Genomic DNA, 24,015 nt, shown 5'->3' with positions numbered 1-24,015 from the left:
GCGCGGAATCCCCCCTCCACAGACGCCGAGCGACAACGCCACACCCCCGAGCCCGCCTGGTACGAGGCCGCCGCGCAGCCGGACGGCGGCGGCTCGACGCGGGCAGCCCGGCGATCAGCCGGGTCACCGTGCTCAGCTGAGCGGGAACACCGACTGGGCCCAGGGCGGCCGGGCCGACGGCTGGATCGAGGTGACCCACTTGACCCACCAGAAGCCGCGGCGGCCCGGGGCCACGATCCGGGCCGGGTAGCCGTAACCGTCGGTCAGCGGGCTGCCGCCGATCGCGGTGACCAGCCAGACGTCGTCGAGTGTGCCGGGGCCGAACCAGCGGGTGTAGCCGGTGGCGGAGCGCACTTCGAGGCTGCGCCAGCCGTCGCCGGGCACGCCGGCCGCGTCGAGGAGCGCGCTCAGGCGTACGCCGTCGAACTGCTGACTGCTGAACCAGCCGCTCGTGCAGTCGAGGACGGCGGTGAACCGCTCATGCGGCAGCGCTAGGACCGCCGCCAGGTCGAAGCCGGCCGCGCCGACCCGGATGCTCCAATCGGCCTGGTCGATGCGCTGGATGCCGTCGTCGAACCACGACGTGACCAGCAGCCGGTCCTGCGGCACCGACCCGCTGAAGCGCCGGTCGGTCGCACCCCAGGCATCCCAGGCCGCGGTGCTCACGGCCGCGCCCGCGCCGAGCACCCCCAGCCGCAGCAGCGCCCGCCGATCGACGTCGGTCCGCCGGGGCCGCACGTAGTGCCCGGCGAAATGCAGCGCCACCGCGAGCAGCGCCCCGATCGCCGCCCCCACATGGATCTGCATGAGCGTCAAGAACCCGACGTCCTCCACCGTGCCCGTCGAGTGCAGCAGCCCACTGCCGATCGTGACCAGCACGAACACCAGCAGCGCGATCGACAGGGCCTTCTTCCCGGTCCCCCGCCGCGGATTCCCCAGCCCCCGCTTGATGACGACGTATTTCCACGGCGCCACCAGCAGGATCGCCAGCGCCGCCCCGGCGTGCAGCTGAATGAGGTCGAGCGGCCAGTCGACCCCGATCGTGTTGGCCGCCGTCCCGGTGACCACCCCGGCCGCCACGAGCAGCCCGAGCACGAGGTCGACCCGCCGCCCCGCCTGCCGCGCCCGAAAGCTCACCCGCATGGCCGAACGCTAACCCGCACTCGGCCACAGAGCGAATGCCGGCGAAGGCTTTAGACGGCGGCGGGCTTGCGCTTTAGGGCGCCGATCAGCAGGGGCCACATCGCGCTGTGGTCGCCGTAGACCCGGGATGCGGTGTCGATGTCGGACAGCCAGGCGTCGCGCTTGGTCTCGGTGGTCAGCCCCTGGGCGATCGCCAGCGGGGCGATGCTCCGGAATGTCGCGGCCAGCATCCCGGCCGAGTCGGCCATCGTGCCCAGGCGGCCGGTCACGTCCGTGCCGTCGGGAGCGCCGATCCCGGCCTCGGCGAACAGGGCCGGCAGCCGGGCCCCCAGCCCCACGTCACGGCCGGCCGCCGCGTAGGCCCCCAAGAAGACCCGGCGCCACTCGTCCACCAGCGAGGACGGCGGATAGCCGTCGACGGCCCGCATGTCGTAGTCCTGCACCACGAGCATCCCGCCCGGCGCGACCCACCGCCACATCCGCCGCAGCACCGCGGCCGGGTCGCCCACGTGCAACAGGATCAACCGGCCGTAGACGAGCTCGAACCCGCCGGCCGGGACCGCGTCGTCGTCCTTCTCGACGTCGGCCGCCACGAACGTGCCGCGCACCGCGGCCCCCAGCGACGCGTCGACGTCGATCCCGGTCACCACGCCGCCGCGCGCGGTCATCAGGTCCATCGCCGCGCCGGTGCCGCAGCCCACGTCGAGACACCGGTCGCCCGGCGACAGCCCGGCCCGGTCGAGCAGCCGCCCGGTGGCCGGCGCCCACACCTCGGCCTGGCGCCGCAGTCGCTCGTACTCCTCGGCGGTCCGCCCCATCACGTAGTCGCTCATCGCCGTCCCTCTCACTGTCGGGCATGTGCCCTCAGGCTGGCCCCGGACGGACCGCGGGAGCATCGTGGAGGCGCTACCGAGAATTGCCGAGGTGCCGGGTGTACGGGCGTGAGAGCGAACTGGCCGAGCTGACCGCCGGCATCCTCGCGGCCCTGAACGGGTCCGGCCGGGTGCTGGTGATCCAGGGTGTGGCCGGTATCGGCAAGACCACGCTGGCCGACACCGCACTGGCCCGGCTGGACCAGGCCGGGTGGGGCCGGACCGTGCTTCGCGCCCGCGGCAACCCTCTCGACCGGGACTTCCCGTTCGGGGTGGCGCGGCAGGCGTTCGCGCCGTTGCAGGCCGCGCCCGGCTGGCGGCAGCTGTGCCGGGGGCCGGCCGCCCTGGCCGGCCGCGTGCTGACCAGCGGTGACCCGCCGCCCGCGAGCACCCCCGACGCGATGTACGCGGCCACGCACGGCCTGTTCTGCCTGACCACCGCCGTGGCCGCGCGGCAGGCGGCCGTCCTGTTCGTCGACGACGCGCACTGGGCCGACCTTCCGTCGCAGCGCTGGCTGGCCGGGGTGGCCCGGCGGGTCGGCGAGCTGCCGCTGGCGCTGGTCCTGACCGTCCGCACCGGGGAACCGCTCCTCGGCGACCTGCTGGCCGGCACCGTGCTCGAGCTCGGCCCGCTCGACGAGACGACGTCGCGAGCCTTGATCCGTGCGCGGTTCCCGGCCGCGACATCCCGGTTCGCCGCGGCCTGCCACGTCGCCAGCGGCGGCAACCCGTTCCTGCTCACCCACACGGACGGCCAGCCCACCACACACAGCCAGCCCGCCACAGACAGCCAGCACGTGACGCACCAGAGGGCCACGCCGGAGGAGCCGTCGGCGAGAGGATCGCGGGAAGTCGCCCGGTGGCTGACGTTGCGGCTGGAGCGGATGCCGGCCGGCTGTGCCGCGCTGGCCACCGCCGTGGCCGTTCTGGGCACCACCACGAGGCTGAGCGACGCCGCGCGGCTGGCCGGCCTGCCGCTCGACCGGGCCGCCGCCTGTGCCGACGCGCTGCGCATCGCCGGGCTGCTCGCGCCCGCCGAGTGGGCCCCGGCCAACCCGATGATCGCGACCGCCCTGCTGCAGAATCTCGGCCCCGCCGAGCGGGCCGTCCGGCACGCCCGGGCGGCCGACCTGCTCGCGGCCCGCGGCGGTGACCCGGAGCGGACGGCGGTGCACCTGCTGCGCTCCGAGCCGGCCGGCCGCCCCGAGGTCGCGGACCTTCTCCGGACGGCCGCCGCGCGAGCCACCGGCCGCGGCGCGCCCGAGATCGCCGCCACCTATCTGAGCCGGGCCCTCGAGGAACCGCCGGCCGACGACGCTCCGATCCGCCTCGAGCTGGCGCTGGCGCTGGCCGCCGGCCGCCGGGAGGGTGCCACCGTGCTGGCCCACGAGGCAGTGGCCCGGATCGCCGATCCCGCCGCCCGCGCCGAGGCCGCTCTGCGCTGCGGCCGCGCCCTGACGATCAGTGCCCACGGGGCGGCCGCGATCGCCGTGTTCCGGCTGGCTCCCGACGACTCACCGGCGGTGCCCGCGGCCACCCGGGCCCGGCTCGACGCCGAGATCGCCGGGGCGGCCGGCATGGACAGCCGCACGATGCCGCTCAACCGCGAGTTCGCCGCCCGCAGCCGCGCGGCCCCTCCCCCGCTGCCGCTGTGGCGGGTGATCGAGGCGATGACCGACACGTTCGACGGGCGGCCCGCCCGGCACAACCTGGCCCACCTGCGGGCGTTGCTCGACGACGGGACCCTGACCGCCGAGCACGACTCGATCCTGCCGACGGTCGCCGGTCTCACGCTGATCGCCAACGGGGACCTCGGCGCCGCGCGGGCGATGAGCGAGGCCGTGGCCCGCGAAGCCGGTCCGCGCGGCTGGCTGAGCACCGTCGCGCACGGCCGGTTCCTGCGCTCGCTGGCCGTACTGCCCGCCGGGCTGGTCTCGGAGGCGGTGGCCGACGCGCGGGCCGCGGCCGACTTCAAGCTGAGCTGCGACACCCCGCCCGGAGGCCTGCTCTTCGCGCTCTGCCCGCTGCTCGACGCCCTGGTCGAGGCCGACCGGCTGACCGACGCGGAAGCGTTGCTGCGCACCAGCTTCCCGGGCGAGCCGCCCCCGCACGCGCTGAGCAGCCCGCTCTTCCTGCAGAGCCGCGGCCGGCTGCGGTGGGCGCGCAACCGCCCGGCCGACGCGATCACCGACCTTCGGGCGGCCGGCGAGATGTGGCGTGAGCTGGGCGTACGGCATCCGGCTTGGGCGACGTGGCGGGCCGACCTGGTGGCGCCGATGCTGGCCGTGGGTGAGCAGCCCGGCGACCTGGCCGCCGAGCATCTCGCGCTGGCCGAGGCGGCCGAGGCTCCCGGCCCGCTCAGCACCGCCCTGCGGGTGGCCGCCTCGACCGCCCCGCGCGATCAGCGGTTGTCCCTCGTGGAGCAGGCGGTCAAGATCTCCGACGGCTCTCCGGATCGGCTCGCTCACGCGTACGCGCTGGTCGCTCTGGGCAGTGCCCTGCGCCGGGCCGGCCGGCGCGAGGCGGCTCGAGACCCCTTGCGTACGGCGTTGAACCTGACCGCCACGGGCGGAGCTCACCGGCTGGCCGCGCTGGCCACCGCCGAGCTGCACGCGACCGGCGCCCGCCCCCGCCGGGCGGCCCTGCGCGGCCCCGAGTCCCTGACCACGGCCGAGCACCAGATCGCCGGCCTGGCCGCCACCGGCCTGACCAACCGCGAGATCGCCACCCGCCTGACCCTGAGCCGCCGCACCGTCGAGACCCACCTGGCCCACGCCTACGCCAAACTCGCCATCGCGTCCCGCCGCGACTTGGACGCGGCCCTGCGCACGCACCGGTAGCAACCGCGCCCGGACGTCAGAAGACCAGCAGGGCCTCGTTGGTCAGGAAGAGTGGGATCGCCCGCGCGGGCTGCGGCACCGCGTAGTGGAAGCCCATTCCCTGGCGGTAGCCGAGGTCGTGCAGCATCACCGCCTGCGGCGCGCCCTCGACGGCCTTGGCCACCGCGGTGATGCCCAGCTCGCCCGCGAGCTTGGCGATCGTCCGGGCCACGGCGGCCTGCCGGGGCGACGTGATGATCTGCTCGGTGATCGAGCCGTGCAGCTTGATGACGTCGATGGGCGCGGTGGCCAGTGCCCGCAGCGAGCCCGGGCCGGTGCCGAAGTCGTCCAGCGACACCCGGACGCCGGACTCCCGGACCGCCTTGAGCGTCCGCACCACCGGGTCCTCGGCCAGCGCGTCCTCGGTCACCTCGATGATCAGCCGCTGGGGATCGGTGACCGTGCGCGCCACCTCGTCGGCGAAGCCCGGCTCGCGCAGTTGATGAGCCGAGACATTGACGTACGTATCGGGCCAGTCCGCCTCCTGCTGACGGCAGGCCTCGGCCAGCATCCACCGGCCGAGCGGCACGATGAGCCCGCTACGCTCGGCGATCGGGATGAAATCGCCCGGCATGATCGGCCCGCGGACCGGGTGCTGCCAGCGCGCCAGCGCCTCGACCGCGACCAGGGTGCCCTCGCCGAGGCGGACGATCGGCTGATAGACCAGTTCGAGCTGGCCGCCGGCGACCGCGTCGTGCAGACCTTCGAGCAGGGCCGCCTGGTCGAGGTAGCGGACCTTCATACCCGACTCGTAGTGCACCGGGCGGCCGCTGCCCCGCGCCTTGGCGGTCCGCACCGCCATCTCGGCCTTGCGCAGCAGGTCGGCTCCGGAGTCGCCGGGGGCGCCGTGCGCGACGCCCACGGCCGCGCGCACCGAGACCGGCCGCCCGCCCGCGTCGACCGGGCTCGCGAGCGCGGCGCCGACCCGTTCGGCCAGCCCTTGCAGCTCGGGCACGGACACGCCCGGCGCGACCACCGCGTACTGGTCGCCGCCGAGCCGGCCCACCCGGCCGGCGTCGCCGACGGTGGTGGTCAGCACGTGGGCCACGCCGGCGAGGATGCGGTCACCGGTCTCGTAGCCGAGCACGTCGTTCACGCCGGCGAAGTCGTCGAGGTCGACGACGAGCACCCCGGGCGGGTCACCACGCTGGAACCCGGATACGGCCTCCTCGAGGCGGCGCAGGAGCGCCGCCCGGGTCGCCACCCCGGTGAGCTGGTCGGTGTCGATGCCGGTCACACGAACCCGATCGGCACCGCCCGGCCGGTACTTAGGCGTCGGCCGGGCGGGGGTGCGGGGCCGTGGTCAGGCCAGGCCAGGCTGGCCGAAAACTCACCTCGGCCCGGCCGCTGCCGATTGCCAGGCTGTGAACCTACGGCGCAGGCTGAACCCGGACCCCGTGCTGGCCGGGCTGGCCGCCTTCAGCCTCGCGCTCGTCTGGTGGTTCCTCGCCGGCCCCGGTGGTGCGACCGTCTCGTGGGCGGTGCAGACCGGCCTCGACGTCACCATCGCGGTCTGCTCATGGTGGCTGGCCCAGCAGAACGCCGGCCACCGGCACGCCCGCCGCTTCTGGCTGGCCGTGGCGGCCACCGGGGTGAGCTGCGCGCTCGGCGACGGCTTCCAGACCGTCCTGGCCGTCCTGGACGACCGGGCCGGTCACCAGCCGCACCCGGTGCAGACCGGCTTCGTCGTGCTGGGCATGGTGATCGCCGTGCTCGCGATGCTGTTCCACCCGCTGGGCGGCTCGGGACGGCAGCGGCTACGGCTGTGGCTGGACGCGGCCACCGTGCTGGCCGGTGTCGCCGTCTTCCTGTGGTATTTCCTGCTGGCCGGGGCGGTGACCCACGGCAACCGGGCCGAGCTGGTCGGCGCCGGGGCCACCTCGGCGGTCATGCTGCTGATCACGTTCAGTCTGCTGAAGCTCCTGCTCAGCGGAACCGCGCCCTTCGCCCGCCTGCCCGGCATCGTGGCCAGCGTCGCCGTGGCCGGCACGGCGGTGGCCGCCTCGACCGTGACGCTGGTGACCGGCACCGCCGACCCCGGCGTCATCTACGTCTCCCAGCTGCTGCCGTGCCTGCTCATGCCGGTCGGCATGCGCCTGCAGACCCTGCACATGCGCCGCGCCGCGGCCCTGGCCACCGAACCCGCCCGGCGGCGGTCGAGCCGGCTGCCGTACGTGGCCGTCGTCGCCGTGCAGCTGCTGCTGCTCGGCGCCCTGGTCGGGCACAGCGGCGACCTGCGGATCTGGGGTGTCGCGGTGGGCGCGGTGGCGATCACCGCCCTGGTGCTGTCGCGGCAGACGGCGGCCTTCACCGACAACGAGCGCCTGCTGGCCGAACTCGACAGCCGGATGACCGAGGTGCGCGAACTGCACGACGAACTGCGCCACCGGGCCACCCACGACGCGCTCACCGGCCTGGCCAACCGCAGCCTGCTCGAACAGCGCCTGGCCGAGCTGCCGCCCGGCGACCCGGTGAGCGTGCTGCTGATCGACCTCGACGGCTTCAAACCGGTCAACGACTCGTACGGCCACCACGCCGGAGACCAGGTGCTGATCGCCGTGGCCGAGCGGCTGGCCGGGTGGACACCGGCCGACGGGCTGGCCGTGCGGCTCGGCGGCGACGAGTTCGCCGTCCTGCTGCCCGGCCCGGCCGCCACCGAGGGTCTCGCCACGATGCTGGAAGCGCCGATCATGCTGCCCGGCACGGCCGACGTCGCCGTCGGCGCCAGCGTCGGCGTGGCCACCGGCTCGCCCGCGGACGCCAGCCACCTGCTGCGCGAGGCCGACGCGGCGATGTACCGGACCAAGGCCGAGCGCAAGCGGTCGCTGAGCTTCTCGATCTGACCGGCGGCGAGGCGGGGATTTCAGCCTTTCGGAGGGGCCGCGAAGGCCGATCTTGCCGGTAACTTCGGGGCAGTGTTCCTCTCCGTGCTGGGCCCGCTGCGCGCCACCGTCCGGGGCGCGGCGGCCGACCTCGGTGGACCGCGGCAGCGGGCCGTGCTCGCACGTCTCGCTGTCGCGGGCGGAGACGTCGTCTCGGCCGACCGGCTCGTCGACGACCTGTGGGGCGACGCCGACGTGCCGGCCAAGGCACTCGCCACCCTGCAGGTGCACATCTCCCACCTGCGCCGCGCGCTCGAACCCGGCCGGGCCCCGCGCACCCCGGCCACCGTGCTGGTCAGCGCGCCCCCGGGGTACGCGCTGCGGCTGCCCCCGGAGGGGGTCGACGCGTGGCACTTCGACGCCCTGGTGCGCCGCGCGGCCACGGCGGGGCCGGCCGACCAGGTGCGGCTGCTCACCGAGGCCCTCGACTGCTGGCAGGGCGACGCGTACGCCGAAGTGGCCGGCGAACCGTGGGCCGTGCCCGAGGTGGCCCGCCTGACCGAGCTGCGCCTGCTGGCCGTCGAGTCCCGGGCCGAGGCCCAGCTCGCGCTCGGCCGCTCGGCGGTGGTGGTCGCCGAGCTGGAACGCCACCTGCACGACAATCCGGGCCGCGAGTCCGCCGTACGCCTGCTCGCGCTCGCCCTCTATCGCGGCGGCCGCCAGGGCGAGGCCCTGGCCGTGCTGCGCCGGACCCGCGACCACCTGGCCGACGAGCTGGGCGTCGATCCCGGCCCGGTGCTGCGCGCGCTGGAGACGGCGATCCTGGCCCAGGCCCCGGCCCTCGACGCACCCGCCACCACCACCTCGATCGCGGCGCCGGCCACCTGGGGCCGCGAGACCGAGCTGGCCACCATCGCCGCCGCCGCGGACGAGGCGGCCCGGCACGGGGCCCGGATCGTGCTGGTCGGCGGGGAGGCCGGCGCGGGCAAGACCACACTGGCCGAGGCGGCCCTGGCCGGACTGGTCGAAGCCGGCTGGCACGGCCGGCGCGGGCGCTGCCCCGAGGTCGACGGCGCCCCGCCCGGCTGGGCCTGGTCCGAGGCCCTCGGCTCGACTCCGAGCGGGGCCCTCGGCTCGGCGCCGGCGGGGGCTTTCGGCTCGGCGCCGGCGGGGGCTGTCGGCTCGGCGCCGGCGGGGGCTTTCGGCTCGGCGCCGGGATGGGCAGGCCCCGCCAACCCGTTCGAGCTGGGCCGGTCGATCGCCGCCGCGCTCGATACCGGGCGCACGGCGGTGCTGCTGGACGACGTGCACCGCGCCGACGACCTGACCCTGCAGCTCCTGCGCCAGGTCGTGGCCCAGCAGGCCGGGCGGCCGCTGCTGGTGCTGGTCACCTATCGCAGCACCGACCGCGGTGACGAGCTCGACGCGACGATCGGCGCGCTGGTCGGCGCCACCGCGGCCCATCTCGAGCTGCGCGGTCTGCCGCCCGCCGCGGTGACCGAGCTGGCCCGCCGGCACGGTCTGGCCGAGGCCGGCCCGGAACTGCTGGCCATGGTGGCCGAGCGCACCAACGGCAACCCGCTCTTCGTCCGCGAGCTGGCCCGCCTGATCGCCGCCGAGGGCGCGGGCGTGGCCGGGTCGGGGATCCCGGCCGGGGTGCGGGAGGTGCTGCGTCGTCGCATCGCCCGGCTGCCCGACGCGGCCGCGACGACGCTGCGGCAGATCGCCGTGCTCGGGCGCGAGGCCGACCTGGACGTGCTGGCCGAGGTGGCCGGGCGCGACCCGGACGACCTGGTCGACCTGCTCGAGGCGGCGGTGCTGGCCGGGCTGCTCGACGAGCCCGCGCCCGGGCAGGTGCGGTTCACCCACGCGCTGGTCCGCGACACGCTCTACGAGGACACTCCCCTGCTGCGCCGAGCGCGGTTGCACACCCGGGCTCTGCAAGCGCTCGACGGGCACGCGGACGCGGCGACGCTGGCCCGGCACGCGGCGGCCGCGGCGGGCCCGGCCACGGCGCAACAAGCCATTCCGTACGCGGTGGCCGCCGCCCACGCCGCCGAGCGAGCCGGGTCGTGGCGCGAGGCGGCGGTCGAATGGCGGCAGGCACTGCGGCTGCGGCAGCTGGCTGGGACCCGGGTCACCGGCTCGGCGGCCGGGCTGCTGGCCCCGGCCGTGACCGCGCACGCCCGGGCCGGCGACATCGTGCGGGCGCGGACCATCTATCTGGACGCGCTGGCCACCCACGACGACGCCGCGCTGCTGGTCGCCTGGGACGCGCCGCTGATCTGGACGACGCGCGACGGGCGCGAGCCGTCACCGGCGGCGGTCGGCGCCCTTCGCCGGCGGCTCGCCGACAAGCCGGCCGACGAGCTTCGCGTACGGCTTCTACTGGCGCTGTTCCGCGAGCTGGAGGGCTTCGACGAGGCCGCCGCCCAGCGGATCAGCGCCGAGGCCCTGACGGTGGCCCGGGGCACCGCTGACGCCCGGTTGCTGTGTGCGGCGCTCAACGTCCGGGCGTACGCCGCTCTGGGCCCCGACCTGCGCGACCAGCGACGCCCGGTGGCCGAGGAATACCTGGCCGTGGCGGCCGGGGCGGGCGAGATCGATCACGAGGCGGTGGCGCACTGGCTGCTGTTCCTCGACTCGGCCGCCCACACCGACCTGGACCGGGCCCGGGCCGAGATGGACCTGGCGGTGGCCCGCTCCACCACCGGCCAGCTCGGCAGCCTGCTGGCGGTGGTCGGCATCTTCACGGCCCTGCTCGAGCTGCTGGCCGGCCGGGTCGACGAGGCCGTGCGGCGCTACGAGGAGGTGAGCCGCCGCCTGGCCGAACAGGGCGACCTCAGCGGGGCCGCCATGGCCACGGTGGGCCGGATCGGGGCGGCGGTGAGCCGCGGCGACTTCGCCCCGCTGCGCGACGAGATGGTGGCGATCGAGGCCGCGTACCCGGGACGGGTGACCGACCCATTGGTGCTCGCGCTGCTGGATACGGGCGATGCCGCGGGCGCCCGGCGGGTGTGGGAAGGTCGCCGGCCGATCGACCGCAACTACTACTGGCTGGGCTACACGACGTTGCGGGCGCACGCGGCGGCCCGGCTCGGCGACGCGGAGACGGGCGCTTCGCTGGCCGCCGACCTCCTGCCGTTCGCCGGGCGGATCGCCGGCCTCGACTCGGGCACACTCTATGCCGGCCCGGTCGACGCGGCCCTGCACGCCCTGACCGGCGACCCCGCGTACGCGAAATCAGCGCAAGCCCTCATCGAGCGCCTCGGAACACCAGGCTCTCGCGGCGCCTGAACGGCAACGGCAACAGTTTGATCATGATGGCGACCGGAATACCGCCCGCCCGCCGGGCCTCGGCCAGCTCGTCGGCCGTGCTGACCGCGAGCACCCGGGGCACCTCGAAGCTCATCTTCGCGCCCCGCTTCCGAATCGCCCCTTCGACCCGGTTCCACTCGTCGTCGGAGACGTACTGCTTGATCAGCGGCACGATCATGCGCTCCTCGTCCCCGATGTGCTCGTGCAAGGTGTCGCGCAGATCAGCCAGGTCGGCGGCGAGTTCGGCCGAGACGGTACGACCGGCCTTCAGAGCGGCCGCCCCGGACCGGACGCGGGCCAGCTTGGGGTCGAGCACCGCGTGGTCGTCGGTGAGCTCGGTGAGGTCGACGTGCGCCCCCGCCGCCCGCTCCAGCACCGGCCAGAGCACCTCGTCCTCGGCGCTGTGGTGGTGGTGAATGCTGTCGCAGAAATCGGTCAGGTAGTCGGCGATGGCCGCCGCCCGCTTGGGCTCGAGCCGGGTCCCGCCGGCCACGAGCCGCTCGGTCAGCCCGGCCAGCCGGTCGAGGTCCCGAAGCATGGCGCGGTGGGCCAGCAACAGCCCGGTGGGTTCGTTGTTCATGACGCTACGGTGCGCGCCCCCACCTGCGGCCGGCCTAAGGCCGGCTTAACGCCCCGGCCACCGTGCCTTCGGTCCGCGCTCATCAGCCGATCCGGGTGACCGTCCGCCCGGTCGGACGCCGCCCGGCGCGGATCTTCCACAAAGGACTGGCGTTGCGCCGGATGGGTCCGGCGGGCCGCCACCGCGATAGTCCGCCCATGGTCACGAATCAATGTCCCACGGCTGACTGGAGCCCGGTCGCGTCGGCCGAGTCGAACACCCAGTTGGCCGCGGTGCTGGCCGGTTTTGTCTTCGCCGGTCTGGTCATGCTGCTGAGCGAGCGCCGGCCCGGGCCCACCCGGGTGCGAACCATCGGACTCTTCTGCGCGGCCTTCATCGTGCTCGGACTGGCCAGCTACCTGTTCGGTCTCGTCACGGGCGACACGGACCCAGCCGCGTGCAAGCGCGCCTGGACCGAGACAGTCGTCGCCAGTGGGCTGCTGGGTCTGGGAGCCGTGGCCATGGTGAGCGGTATCGCCTGGCTCCTGGCGGCCTACCTGGTCGCCACGCCGGAGGGTGGCGACGGGGGCACCTCCGGGCTGGCGCTGGACCGTCTCGGCCAAGTGGTGGCCGTCATCCTGTACGGCGTCATCGCGGTGGTCGCCACCTTGATGGCTGTGACGGTCTACGGATACGTGCGTGCCTGGTACGCCACTCCGTCCGGATGGATCACCGGATCGCTGATCGCCTACACCCCCGTCCTGCTCGTCGTTCTGATCACTTGGCGGCGTCTTCGGCCGCCCCGTGACGGCGAATCGGAGCGCTCCATCGACGCCATGTTCGTGGGCACCCTCACCGCCGTCGGCTACGCCGTGGTCGGGTCGGTCTTCACCGGAGTGGTCGCATCGACTCACATCTCCTACTGGGAGAAGCCTTCCGCGGGCTGGTTGGTGGTCACGGCCTTGCTGGCGTTGCTGGTGCCGGCGCCGACTCTCGTGTCCCTGGCGTATGCCGTGCCGTCGCTCACCCGCGGATCCCAGCGCGACCGACCGCCGGCCTCCTCCGAGCCGGCCGGGCCCGCGGCAGGGGTGTCGACTCCGACGGCGCCCGGCACCGACGACTGACGGAAATCGGCGCTCAACTGCTGAATCGTTGTGGGCTGACCGCAGGAGCGGGATCGCCGCGATGGGCGCTGCGGGCCGGGGCTGTTCGACGTCCGGTCCGGCTGGAGCGGCTGATCGCGGGGTTGCCCGGGCGGTATCGGCAGGGTCGAGGAACAGCGGCCCGGGCTGTACGGTGCGCGGATGTCAGCCGAGGAGCCGGGCGCGCCGGTGAACGAGTACTTCGATCAGTGGTATGCGGACATGATCGCGTCACCGGAGCGGGACGCCATCATCGGGCGGGCCATGGGGCTGCCGCCGGAGATGCGGGACGGGGGCGCCCTGTCCTGGGCGGGGGTGGCCGAACTGGTCGCGGAGCTGCGCCTGCCGGCGGGCGGCCTGGTGCTCGACATCGCCTGCGGGCGGGGCGGGTACGGCATCGAGGTCGCCCGGCGGGCCGGCACGCGTCTGATCGGGGTGGACTTCTCGGCTGTGGCGGTGGAGCGGGCCCGGGTGAACGGTGCGCGGCAGTTGCCCGCCGGGCGGTCGGAGTTCCGGGTGGGGACCCTGGTCGCGTCCGGGTTGCCCGCGGCGGCTGCGGACGGGCTGATGTGTGTGGACGCGGTGCAGTTCGCCGAGCCGCCGATCGCCGCCCTGCTCGAGTTCCGGCGGCTGCTGGCGCCCGGCGGCCGGCTCGCCGTGACCTGCTGGGAGGCGGTGGATCCGTCGGATGACGGGGTTCCGGCGCGCATCCGGGCGGTGAACCTGCGGCGGGACCTGCCGGGGGCCGGCTTCGTCGACGTGGAGGTGCACGAGAAGCCCGCGTGGCGCCAGGCCGAGCGGACGTTGTGGGAGGAGGCGGTCGCGGCGGACGGCTCCGACCCGGCGGTGCGGTCGCTGCAGGAGGAGGGGCGCCGCTCACTGGAGACGTTCGACTCGCTGCGGCGCGTGTTCGCCACGGCCACGGCACCAGGCTGACCGCTGCCGCATCCCGCCGACCCGCGCCGCACCACGCCAACCAGCCGGTGCCGCGGTGACCGCCGATGCGACGGACTGACGGCCGCCGCAACGGGCTGACGGGCGCTGCCGGTCAGTGGCGGGATCGGTGCAGGCGGCGCAGGGCCAGAGCCAGTTGGAGGCGCAGGCGGCCCCGCGGGTCGCGGACGTCCCAGCCCAGGACGGGGATGGCGTGGGCCAGGCGGTCCTGCAGCGTGGAGTGGTGGACGCGCAGCGCGGTGGCGGCGGCGCGCAGGCTTGCGGTCTCGGCCACCGCGTCGAGCGTGGTGAGCATCCACGGGGTGGTCGCGGCGGCGCGCTCGAGCGCCCGCACGTCGGGGATCGGCTCGGAGCCGGGGGTCACGGCGGTGGCCAGCAGGGCGAGGCCGCCGAGGTCGTCGGCGTGCACGATGCGGCGGCCCGGGTCCTGCTCGGTGCCCTCGGCGGTGAAGCGCAGCGCGATCCGGGCGGCGGCCCAGGACTCCGGCAACGAGGCCACCGGGCCGGTCGGACCGATGCCGGCTCGGGTGGCGGGTGGCGGCCCGGCCGACTCGGGGAGCAGGACGGCCGTGCCGTCGTCGAGGGCGATGGCTCGTACGCGATCGGTGGGCTTGTGACCCAGGCGGGCGGCCGCTTGCAGGCGGAGCGGTTCGGCCGCGGTCGCGTCGATCACCAGCTCGGACAGTGCCGGGTCGGCCTGCCGGCGGGTGCGGTCGAGGATCGCTTTGGCGGCGGCCGAGGCTCGTTCCAGCACCATTGCCTCGACCGGGCCGGGCGGGCCGGGGCGCTCCAGCCAGAGGGTGGCGCCGCCGACCGGAGCGGACATCCACGCCGGGTCCGGCTCGCCGGCCGGGGAGGAGGCGCCGTCGGGCTGGACCCGCACCTGGATGCGGTGCGGATCGTCGGTCAGACGGGCGGGGCAGCCGGCCAGGACGGCCGCCCCGCGCACGATCGTCTGAAGGCCGGCGCGGGCCTCGGTCAGGCGGTCGAAATAAGCGATGACGCGCAGCGCGGCCCCGGCGTCGGGGTCCAACGCGGCGAGGCGGACGGCCAGGTCCTTCACCGTCCCATCCTCCCTCGCCCGGCGAGCGATCGGACAGAGCCGGGCGGCCCCACGCAGTTGACCGGGTAGTTCTCAGGCGCCGAGCAGCCTCTTCAGCCAGCGGACCCGGGCCGCCCGGGCCTCCACCGAGATGGCGGCCTGCGGCACCATCAGGTCGAAGCCGTGGAAACCACCGGGCCACACGTGCAGCTCGGCCTGGCCGCCGGCCTGCCAGATGCGGCTCGCGTAGGCCACGTCCTCGTCGCGGAACGTCTCGGCCGAGCCGACGTCGATGAACGCGGGAGGCAGGTTCGACAGGTCGGTGGCTCGCGCCGGAGCGGCGTACGGGGAAACCTCGGAGCCACCGCGGGCGGCGCCCAGCAGGGCGGTCCAGCCCGTGTCGTTGGCGGTGCGGTCCCACACGCCCCGCCCGGCCATCTGGATCGCCGACGGGGTGTCGTTGCGGTCGTCGATCATCGGGCAGAGCAGCATCTGCCCGAACAGCGCCGGACCGCCCCGATCGCGGGCCAGCAGCGCCACCCCGGCGGCCAGCCCACCCCCGGCGCTGGCCCCGGCGATGACGATCCGCTCCGGATCGATGCCCAGCTCGGCCGCGTGCTCGAAGGTCCAGACCAGCCCGGCGTAACAGTCCTCGACCGGCGCCGGGTGCGGGTGTTCCGGCGCGAGCCGGTACTCCACCGACACGATCACCGACGGCACCTCGGCCGCCCAGTCCTGCATCGCCTCGATGCCGGTCCGGTTGTTGCCGATCACCATGCCGCCGCCGTGCGTGTGATAGATCCCCGGCAGCGCCGTGTTGTGCCCCGTCGGCGTCAGGATCAGCAGTTCCACGTCGGGGTCGCCGGCCGGCCCGGGAACGCCGCGCCGCACCACGGTGAAGGCGCCGTCGCGGGCCAGTTCCTCGTCGCTGACGTCGGCCAGCACACTGCCGGCCCGCATCGGCTCGATCATCTCCGCCGTCAGCGCCGACGGCAGCTGCTCCCCGATGACGGCGAGGGCCGCACCGAGTTCAGGATCGAACGGCGGAGGCGGCCCGACGGTGCCCCTGGTCTCAGGCAGAACGCTCGTCACGAGAACCCCCTTGTTACGAGAAAGTTTCCGCCAGTCTGTGACCCACACCACCACAAAGACGAGCGCCACACGGCGGAACTTCCCCGCCATCCGGCGGTCCGCGGTCGGCGTAGGGTCGCGGGTATGCCGACGGTCACCACCAGCGACGGGGTTCGCCTCCACTATGTCGATGAGGGGGACGGCACGCCGGTGGTGCTGGTGGCCGGGTTCTGTGCGCCGTTGGAGAGCTGGGAACTGCAGCGGGCGGCGCTCGTCGCCTACTACGACTTGTTCGACGCCGGCATCCCGGACACGGGCCGGGGGCTGCGGGGCAGTCGGCTGGGCGGCCTCACCCGGGTCGCCGAGGTTCTGGGCGGCCCGCCCGTGTTCGCCGATCCCCGTACGCCGGAAAGGCGCACCCTCCTGCAGAATCACGCCGAGGCGGACTGGCGTGACGTGGTCGCCCGGATGGAGGTGCCCAGCCTCTTCATCGCCGCGCGCGACAGCCAGCTCTGGCCGTGTGAGCATGCTTCGGTGGCGAACTCTCGGGCCACCGTGGTCGTGCTCGACGATTGCGGGCACGCGGCCAACCTCGACCAGCCCGAGCGCACCAACGAGGCGATCTTGGGATTCTTGACATGACACAGCTTGACGTGAAGCAGCACCTCGACGGGCTCGACGTCATCGACGACCCCGACGTTCTCGAGAGCCTCAGCCACGACGACGCCGAGTGGGCGCCCTACGGCCGGGCGGTCGGGGCGGTCCGTCCGCGCACGACCGATGACGTACGCCGGGTGGTCGCGGCCTGTGCCCGGGCCGGTGTGCCGATCGTGCCGCGCGGGGCCGGCACCGGGCTGTCCGGCGGAGCCAACGCCGTGGACGGGGCGATGGTGCTCGACCTGTCGAGGATGAACCGGATCGTCGAGATCGACGCCGAGAACATGACGGCCACCGTGCAGCCGGGCGTCATCAACAACGACCTCAAGGCGGCCGTGGCCGAGCACGGGCTCTGGTATCCGCCCGACCCGGCCAGCGCGCCCTGGTCGACGATCGGCGGCAACGTGGCCACCAACGCCGGTGGGTTGTGCTGCCTCAAGTACGGCGTGACCCGCGACTACGTCCTCGGCCTGGAGGCCGTCGTCGGTGGTCCGGCCGGTGACTACGGCACGGTCGTGCGGCTCGGCCGGCGTACGACCAAAGGGGTGAGCGGATACGACCTGGCCGGCCTGTTCACCGGCTCGGAGGGGACGTTCGGCGTCATCACCGAGATCACGCTGCGCCTGCGCCCGGCCCGGCGCGAGGCCCCCCGTACGGTGGTCGGGGCCTTCTCCAGCGTCGTGGCCGCCGGCGAGGCCGTCGCCGCGATCACCCGGGCCGGGTTGCTGCCCGCCGCCCTCGAGTTGCTCGACCGCACCTGCCTGCGGGCGGTCGAGGAGTGGAAGCACCTGGGTCTGGAGGCGGACGCCGCGGCGCTGCTGCTCGCCCAGCTCGACATGCCCGGCGCAGCCGGCGACGAGGAAGCCACCGCGGTGGCCGAGGTGTTCCGGGCGGCCGGCGCGATGTGGGCCGAGCAGTCCACCGACGAGGTCGAGGCCGAGGCGCTGTTCGCGGCCCGGCGGCTGGCCTACCCGGCGCTGGAGCGGCTCAGCCCGGTGCTCACCGAGGACGTCTGTGTACCGCGCTCCCGCGTACCGGAAATGCTCGCGGCGATCGAAGCGATCGCCGCCCGGCACGGCGCGACCATCGCCACGATCGCGCACGCCGGCGACGGCAACCTGCACCCGCTGATCCTGGCCCCGACTGGCGACGACGAGGCCCGCCGGGCGGCCCAGGCGGCCTTCGAGGACATGTTGAGCGCGGCGATCGCGATGGGCGGCACGGTGACCGGCGAGCACGGTGTCGGTCTGCTCAAGCGCGAGGGCATGCGCCAGGAACTGTCGGCCGGGGTGCTGGCCATGCAGGTCGCGGTGAAACGGACGCTCGACCCGCTCAACCTGTTCAACCCCGGCAAAGTGATCGGCTGACCCGTGCTCAGTCTGCTGCTCGCGGTCGCGGTCGGCGTCGCCGTGCTCGTCTGCACGAGCCTGGCCCGCCAGTTCCGGATGGCCCCGCCGGCCCTGCTCCTGCTGGCCGGGGTGCTGCTCGGCTTCCTGCCCGCCCTGCGCGCGGCGCACCTGCCGCCCGAGGCGGTGCTGCTGCTCTTCCTGCCGGTGCTGCTCTACTGGGAGAGCTTCTCGACGTCGCTGCGCGAGATCCGCTCCAACCTCCGCGTGATCGTTCTGCTCAGCACCGTGCTGGTCGCCGCCACCGCGGCCGCCGCGGCGGTGGCCGCCCACGCGCTGGGCATGCCGTGGGGCCCGGCCTGGGTGCTCGGTGCCGCGGTGGCCCCGACCGACGCCACCGCCGTCGGCGTGCTGGGCCGGTCGCTCCCCCGCCGCTTCGCCACCACGCTGCGCGCCGAGAGTCTCGTCAACGACGGCACGGCGCTGGTCATCTACGCGTTGGCCGTCGGCGTGACGGTCGGCGAGGAGCACGTCGGGCTGGCCGGGGTGTCCGGCATGTTCGCCCTGGCCTATCTGGGCGGCATCGTGATGGGGGCCGCCGTCGCGTGGGTCAGCGTGGCGTTGCGCAAACGTCTGCGGGACCCGTTCCAGCACAACATCCTGGCCCTGGCGACACCGTTGGCGGCCTATCTGATCGCGGAGGAGATCGAGGCCTCCGGCGTGCTGGCCGTCGTGGTCAGCGGCCTGTGGGTGAGCCGGGCGGCGCCCCGCCTGTTCAGCGCCGAGGCCCGGCAGTACGTCGGCACGGTCATGGGGTTCCTGACCGCGCTGGCCAACGCGGCCCTGTTCGTGCTGGTCGGGCTCGAAGTGCAGTCGGCCGTGCGCGACCTGAGCACCATCGGCCTGGCCCAGGCGCTGGTGGCTGTCGTCGCCGTCTCGGCCGCGGTCATCGGTGTCCGCTTCGCCTGGATGTTCACCAGCCCGTACCTGATCCGCATGGTCGACCGCCGGCCGGTGCAGCGCACGAGACGGGTCGGGGCCAAACCCCGTACGGTCATGGCCGCCGCCGGATTCCGGGGCGCGGTCTCGCTGGCCGCGGCACTGGCCGTCCCGCACTCGCTGGAGGACCGTGACCTGGTGGTCTTCGTGACGGCCGGCGTGATCGCGGTGACCCTGCTGGTGCAGGCGCCGCTGATGCCCCGGATCGTCCGCTGGGCCGGCCTGCACGACGACGGCAGCGCCGACCGGGAGCGCCGTCTGGCCGAGACCACCGCGACCGAGGAGGCGCTGGCCGCGCTGCCCGAGCTGGCCGACCGGGTGGGCGCGAGCCCCGAGCTGACCGGCCAGGTCCGCGAGCAGTTCGAGCAGCGGCTGAGCCTGCTGCGGGGCGACGAGCCGGACGACGGCGAGGACACCCGCCGCCGGATCCAGGAGGACCGCGAGCTGCGGCTGGCCGCCCTGGCCCACAAGCACGACACCGTGGTCCGCCTGCGCGACGAGGGCACGATCGACGACGAGGTGATGCAGGAGATCCTCACCAACCTCGACTTCGAGGAGGTCCAGCTCCGCAACCACAGCTTCGGCGATCACTCCGACCGCTGACCGCGCGGGCGATCAGCGTCACGATGGAGCTCTCCGAAGTGGACGCGAACGGCAGCCGGAGCTCGGGCGGCGCGGGGTCGGCTTCGTAACCGGCAGGCACGCGGTGGTCGGTCAGTTCATGATGGCGTCGCGGCGGGCCAGGACTGCCTCGCGGACGGCCCGGGGCGCGGTGGCCGGGTCACCCGCCTGGTAGGGCGGCTGCGGCTGGTATTCGTGGGCCAGCTGGATGCTCTGGGCGACGAAGTCCCCGGCGATGCGGCCGGCCAGGCCGAAGGCCAGGTCGATTCCGGCCGAGACGCCGGCCGCGGTGACGTATTTGCCGTCGAACACGACTCGGCCGGCCGTGGGGACCGCGCCGAGCGGGGCGAGGTCGTCGTGGCGCAGCCAGTGGGTGGTGGCCCGCCGGCCGGTCAGCAGGCCGGCCGCGGCCAGCAGCAGGGAGCCGGTGCAGACCGAGGCGGTCCAGGTGCTGTGCCGGTCCACCGTCCGCAGCCACTGCTGGACCGGGCCGTCGTGCATGTGGGCGTTCTGGCCCGGGCCACCGGGGACGAGGACCACGTCCGGAGCGGGCACGTCGGCGAGCGCCGCATCGGCGTGCAGGCGCAGAGTGCCGACCTCGTTGCCGACCGGGCCGGGGCGTTCGGCGACGAAGGTGACGTGCGCTCCCGGCAGGTGGCTGAGCACGTCGTAGGGGCCGACCACGTCGAGGGCGGTGAAGCGGTCGAAGAGCAGGATGGCGATCTGCATCAGGTCCTCCGGAAGAGAGACAACGACGGGTCAGAAACGACGCCGGTATTCGGTGGGTGGGACGCCCAGGACGCGGACGAACGCGCGCCGCATCGCCTCGCTCGTGCCGTACCCGCATCGGACCGCGATCCGGTCGATGGTGTCCTGGCTGTCCTCCAGCAGGCGACGGGCGGATTCCAGGCGTACAGCGTCGACGTACCGGCCCGGCGTCTCCCCTACCTCGGCGGTGAACGCCCGGGAGAACTGCCGCGGCGACAGACTGGCCCGCTCGGCGAGCGCCGGGACGCGCAGGTCGGCGTGCGGGTTCTCGGCGATCCACCCCTGCACCTCGCGCAGTCCGGACCGGTCGGCGAGCTGGGCCGAGAGCTGGGTGCTGAACTGTGTCTGACCGGCCGGGCGGCGCAGGAACATGACCAGGTGCCGGGCGATGGTCAGAGCGACCTCGCGGCCGAGGTCCTCCTCGACCAGCGCGAGCGCGAGGTCGATGCCGGCGGTCACGCCGGCCGAGGTGGCGATCGGCCCGTCCCGGACGAAGATCGGCTCGGGGTCGACCAGCACGTCCGGATACCGCCGGGCCAGCGTGCCGCAGACCCGCCAGTGAGTGGTGGCCCGGCGCCCGGCCAGCAGCCCGGCCTCGGCCAGCAGGAACGCCCCGGTGCAGACCGACACGACCCGCCGCACCTCTGACGCGTGGGCCCGCAGCCATCGCACGATCGCCGGATCGAGGTCGCGGGTGCCCTCCCCGCCCGGCACGACCACCGTGTCCGGCGCCGGTACGCCGGCCAGATCCGCGTCGGGCACCAGCGTGAGACCGCTCGACGTGCGCACGGCCGTGCCGCCCGGGCCGGCTGTCATCACCCGGTACTGCGCTCCGGCCCCCGCGAACACCTCCAGCGGCCCGGTCACGTCGAGACTCTGCACACCCGGGAACATCAGGATCAGGACAGGACGACCGCTCATGCCGACCAGCCTGCGGCCTCACCGCGACGGCAGCAACGTCGTTGATCCCACCTTTCCGGCCACGGAGGCGATCAGGAAAAGATCAGGGCGCGGCCGCCGGGGGGATGGCTGTCGCGCCCTGAAGTCCGTCAACCGGTCACCAGATGCGCGTGGTGGCCTCACCGGAGGTGAGTGTCGCGATCGGACCGGCCGGGAACTCGCCCGACTTCTTGGCCGCACCCAGCAGGTCGGCGTCCATCACGGCCGGCGTCCCGTCGCGCTCCTCGAACTCGGCGTCGGCGAAGCGGACCCGCTCGAGGTCGCGCCCCGACACCGGCCCCAGCCGCACCCCGTCGAACTCGGCCGGCAGCGTGGTGGTCAGGTGGACGGTGTCGCCGTCGTCGGTCACCGCGACCGACCCCGATCCCACGACCACCGGGGCGGTCTCGCCGTCGAACGGGCGGGCCCCCGCCGCGTAGACGTTGGCCCGGGTCCAGACCGCCTGCTCCACGGTGAGGTAGCGCTGGTGGTCACCCGGCGGCTGGGCCTCGATGCGCGCCCGGTAGTCGTCGAACGAGACCGGGAAGCCGTCGTAGGACGAGGTCCCGGTCAGCGCCGGCGCCTTGCCCTCGGCCTCCGTGCCGTACGCCGCGGCCGGGTCTCCCCCGACGAAGAGGTTGCCGATCCAGCGGTCGTCGCCCGCCCGGATGTAGGCGTAGCCGGCCACCTGCGTGCTGTGCGGCCGGTGGTACGGCGTGGCCCGGTCCATCACGGCCTCTACGCGCACCGTGCCCGCGATCAGGTTGCTGACGAACGCGCCACCCTGGCTGAACAGCTCGATCGCCGCCGGCGAGGCGAAGACGTTGTGCTCCACCAGGTACGGGCCGTGGCTGACCTCGATGAAGATGTCGCGGCTGTTGTGGTAGAGGACGTTCCGGCTGATCCGGGTGCCCTGGGTCTGCCAGTCGAGCCACACGCCGAGCGAGCAGTCGTGGATGCGGTTGTGCCGGATCTCCACGTCGATCGCCGCGTGCAGCTTGATGCCGCCGATCTCGTAGCCGTAGAACTCCCGCTTCAGCGCGATGTTGTAGATGTGGTTGTCCTCGATGGTGGAGAACACGCAACCGAGGTGGCCGACGATGCCGTTCTGCCCGCAGTCGTAGATGGTGTTGCGCCGGATCACGTGCGAGCCGATGTGCTCCTTGTCCCAGCCGATCTGCCGCGCGGTGAACACCGACTCGAGCTGGTATTGGTACCCCGGCTTGTCGCCGCGCTCGGTCGCGTAGTTGTGGCCGGTGGAGGCTTCCTTGCCGATCGAGATGGCCGAGCACTTCGCGTCGTGGATGACGTTGTCCTCGATGATCCAGCCCTTGGACCAGTTCGGCCCGATCAGAGCGGGCTGGTCGGCCGTCGGCGGCGTCCACGGGCAGGCCGCCTGGGCCAGTTCGAAACCGCGGACGGTGATGTAGTCCAGGTGCGGCACGACCGGGTGGAAGACCGAGCGGCGGACGTTGATCTCGACCAGTTCGGCGTTGGGGTCGGCGCCCTGGAAGTTCGCCCAGATCGTCGTCGACTCCTCGTCGACGGCGGCGAACCAGACGAGCTGGGTCTGGTCGGGGTTGCGGACCTGGGCGGTGGTCCGGGTCCAGTTGTCGACGATTTCCGTACGCTTCTCAGGGGCGTCCACCGAGGACCGGGAGTCCACCTCGTAGAAGCTGAGCCCGTTCAGGTAGACGTCGCCGAGGTGCTTGCGGGCTGCCTTCTCGGGATACACGATCCAGTCGCCGGCCACCTCCTCGGCGTACGGGTTGAAGTCGCCGAACAGCGTGTTGGGAACCGTCGCCTTCCACACCGTGCCGCCGTCGTTCTCCCAGCCGGTGACCCGCTCCGAGCCTTTGATGACAACGTGCTCGCCCGCGGCCGCCTGATAGGTGATGCGGCGGGTGTCGCTGAGGCCGCCGCGGCGGGGCTTGACCCATTCGCGGTACTCGCCCCCGTGGACGATCACGGTGTCGCCGGCCGACGCGACCGTGGCCGCACGGTTGATCGTACGGAAAGGTTGGCCGGCCGATCCGGATGCGGTGTCGGAACCACTGGTGGCCACGTGGTACTCGAAGGTCATCGCTGAATGCCTTTCTATTTACCGAATCCGGCGGTGAGACCGCTGAGCAGTTGCCGGCGGCCGATGGCGTAGAGCAGGACGATCGGGACGGTGGTCAGCACGACCGAGGCCGCGATGGCCGGGATGTTGACCCCGAACTGGCCTTGGAAGGCGGCCAGGGCGAGCGGGATGGTGCGCTGCTCGGGGCTCTGGGTCAGCACCAGGGGCAGCAGGAAGCCGTTCCAGATGCCCAGTCCGTTGTAGATGACCACGGTGACCAGGGCCGGCCGGGTCAGCGGGAAGGCCAGGCGCCACAGTGTGCCCCACTCGGTGGCGCCGTCCATCCGCATCGACTCGAACAGTTCCTTCGGGACGTCGCGGATGAAGTTCGAGAGGACCAGCACGCTCAGCGGGATGGCGAAGGCGATCGAGGGCAGGATGATCGCCAGCAGGGTGTCGTACATCTTGAGCCGGATGATGATCAGGTAGACCGGGATGATCACCGCTTGCAGCGGGATGGCCAGGCCGAGCAGGAACAACCCGTTCATCGCCCGCAGCCAGCGGCTGTGGGTGCCCCGGACGATCGCGTAGGCGGCCATGAAGCTGATCAGGGTGGCCGGGATGACCGCGCCGAGGGTGACCACCGCACTGTTGAGGAAGTAGCGGATGAAGTCGTTGTCGATGACCGTCTTGTAGTTCTCGAAGGTCAGATCGGTCGCCGGCGCGAGGGGGTTGGTGATGAAGTAGTTGGCCTGCGTCTTGAAGCTGGTGATCACGATCCAGTAGAGCGGGAGCATCACCACCAGCAGCCACAGCCAGCC

18 protein-coding genes are annotated in these 24,015 nt (G+C 73.6%); 8 read left to right on the top strand and 10 right to left on the bottom strand.

Going from position 1 to position 24,015, the window contains the following annotated elements; all coding sequences use genetic code 11:
- Positions 1-132: 132 nt before the first annotated feature.
- On the bottom strand, positions 133-1,143 hold the full coding sequence (locus NAG42_RS42500) for a molybdopterin-dependent oxidoreductase (protein WP_250038222.1): 1,011 nt from the start codon (positions 1,141-1,143) through the stop codon (positions 133-135).
- A gap of 50 nt (positions 1,144-1,193) precedes the next feature.
- Positions 1,194-1,976, bottom strand: a complete 783-nt coding sequence (locus NAG42_RS42495) for a class I SAM-dependent methyltransferase (RefSeq protein WP_250038221.1) — start codon at positions 1,974-1,976, stop codon at positions 1,194-1,196.
- A 98-nt stretch (positions 1,977-2,074) separates the two neighbouring features.
- Here NAG42_RS42495 and NAG42_RS42490 point away from each other — a divergent pair, with 98 nt between their 5' ends.
- Positions 2,075-4,855 carry an AAA family ATPase gene (locus NAG42_RS42490; RefSeq protein WP_250038220.1) on the top strand — a complete coding sequence of 927 codons (2,781 nt, stop codon included), beginning with the start codon at positions 2,075-2,077 and terminating at the stop codon, positions 4,853-4,855.
- Between the two features lie 16 nt (positions 4,856-4,871).
- Here the strand turns inward: NAG42_RS42490 and NAG42_RS45265 are convergent, their stop codons facing one another.
- A complete protein-coding gene (locus NAG42_RS45265; protein WP_250038219.1) occupies positions 4,872-6,131 on the bottom strand; it encodes a putative bifunctional diguanylate cyclase/phosphodiesterase in 1,260 nt (419 codons plus the stop codon).
- Between the two features lie 127 nt (positions 6,132-6,258).
- Between NAG42_RS45265 and NAG42_RS45260 the strand changes: the two genes are divergently transcribed.
- Positions 6,259-7,737, top strand: coding sequence for a diguanylate cyclase domain-containing protein (locus NAG42_RS45260; protein WP_250038218.1), 1,479 nt, complete (start codon positions 6,259-6,261; stop codon positions 7,735-7,737).
- 72 nt (positions 7,738-7,809) lie between these two features.
- Positions 7,810-11,013 carry an ATP-binding protein gene (locus tag NAG42_RS42475; protein WP_250038217.1) on the top strand — a complete coding sequence of 1,068 codons (3,204 nt, stop codon included), beginning with the start codon at positions 7,810-7,812 and terminating at the stop codon, positions 11,011-11,013.
- On the opposite strand, the gene NAG42_RS42470 is transcribed toward NAG42_RS42475, so the two are convergent.
- The gene (locus NAG42_RS42470; protein WP_250038216.1) at positions 10,973-11,614 is read right to left on the bottom strand and encodes a hemerythrin domain-containing protein; all 642 of its coding nucleotides are present in this window, start codon (positions 11,612-11,614) and stop codon (positions 10,973-10,975) included. The genes NAG42_RS42475 and NAG42_RS42470 overlap by 41 nt on opposite strands.
- Before the next feature lie 197 nt (positions 11,615-11,811).
- On the opposite strand from NAG42_RS42470, the gene NAG42_RS42465 reads away from it, so the two are divergent.
- Together NAG42_RS42465 and NAG42_RS42460 are read left to right on the top strand one after the other, a co-directional pair.
- Positions 11,812-12,717 carry a hypothetical protein gene (locus NAG42_RS42465; RefSeq protein WP_250038215.1) on the top strand — a complete coding sequence of 302 codons (906 nt, stop codon included), beginning with the start codon at positions 11,812-11,814 and terminating at the stop codon, positions 12,715-12,717.
- Positions 12,718-12,897: 180 nt separating this feature from the next.
- The gene (locus tag NAG42_RS42460) at positions 12,898-13,671 is read left to right on the top strand and encodes a class I SAM-dependent methyltransferase (protein WP_250038214.1); all 774 of its coding nucleotides are present in this window, start codon (positions 12,898-12,900) and stop codon (positions 13,669-13,671) included.
- 112 nt (positions 13,672-13,783) lie between these two features.
- On the opposite strand, the gene NAG42_RS42455 is transcribed toward NAG42_RS42460, so the two are convergent.
- Positions 13,784-14,752 carry a helix-turn-helix domain-containing protein gene (locus NAG42_RS42455; protein WP_250038213.1) on the bottom strand — a complete coding sequence of 323 codons (969 nt, stop codon included), beginning with the start codon at positions 14,750-14,752 and terminating at the stop codon, positions 13,784-13,786.
- A 72-nt stretch (positions 14,753-14,824) separates the two neighbouring features.
- Positions 14,825-15,823, bottom strand: a complete 999-nt coding sequence (locus NAG42_RS42450) for an alpha/beta hydrolase (protein ID WP_250038212.1) — start codon at positions 15,821-15,823, stop codon at positions 14,825-14,827.
- Between the two features lie 123 nt (positions 15,824-15,946).
- Here NAG42_RS42450 and NAG42_RS42445 point away from each other — a divergent pair, with 123 nt between their 5' ends.
- Genes NAG42_RS42445 through NAG42_RS42435 form a run of 3 tightly spaced genes read left to right on the top strand, consistent with a single transcriptional unit; the run spans position 15,947 to position 19,407 of the window.
- Positions 15,947-16,444, top strand: coding sequence for an alpha/beta fold hydrolase (locus NAG42_RS42445; protein ID WP_250038211.1), 498 nt, complete (start codon positions 15,947-15,949; stop codon positions 16,442-16,444).
- A complete protein-coding gene (locus tag NAG42_RS42440; protein ID WP_250038210.1) occupies positions 16,441-17,826 on the top strand; it encodes an FAD-binding oxidoreductase in 1,386 nt (461 codons plus the stop codon). The genes NAG42_RS42445 and NAG42_RS42440 overlap by 4 nt, the downstream gene beginning before the upstream one ends.
- Positions 17,827-17,829: 3 nt before the next feature.
- Positions 17,830-19,407, top strand: coding sequence for a Na+/H+ antiporter (locus tag NAG42_RS42435; protein ID WP_250038209.1), 1,578 nt, complete (start codon positions 17,830-17,832; stop codon positions 19,405-19,407).
- Between the two features lie 111 nt (positions 19,408-19,518).
- On the opposite strand, the gene NAG42_RS42430 is transcribed toward NAG42_RS42435, so the two are convergent.
- From NAG42_RS42430 to NAG42_RS42415, 4 genes are all read right to left on the bottom strand, one after another.
- Positions 19,519-20,154, bottom strand: coding sequence for a DJ-1/PfpI family protein (locus NAG42_RS42430; protein ID WP_250038208.1), 636 nt, complete (start codon positions 20,152-20,154; stop codon positions 19,519-19,521).
- A 30-nt stretch (positions 20,155-20,184) separates the two neighbouring features.
- Positions 20,185-21,114: a GlxA family transcriptional regulator gene (locus NAG42_RS42425; RefSeq protein ID WP_250038207.1), complete on the bottom strand. Its 930-nt coding sequence runs from the start codon at positions 21,112-21,114 to the stop codon at positions 20,185-20,187.
- 136 nt (positions 21,115-21,250) lie between these two features.
- Entirely contained in the window at positions 21,251-23,215 is a 1,965-nt protein-coding gene (locus NAG42_RS42420; RefSeq protein ID WP_250038206.1) for a right-handed parallel beta-helix repeat-containing protein, read from the bottom strand.
- A gap of 14 nt (positions 23,216-23,229) precedes the next feature.
- Positions 23,230-24,015 (bottom strand): carbohydrate ABC transporter permease (locus NAG42_RS42415; RefSeq protein ID WP_250038205.1); only part of this gene is annotated, 786 nt, incomplete at its 5' end.

It is taken from the genome of Paractinoplanes maris, from assembly GCF_023544465.1.
Lineage (GTDB): Bacteria > Actinomycetota > Actinomycetes > Mycobacteriales > Micromonosporaceae > Actinoplanes > Actinoplanes maris.
Note: the sequence above shows the minus strand (reverse complement) of the source record. Positions and strands in the feature narration are given on the sequence as shown.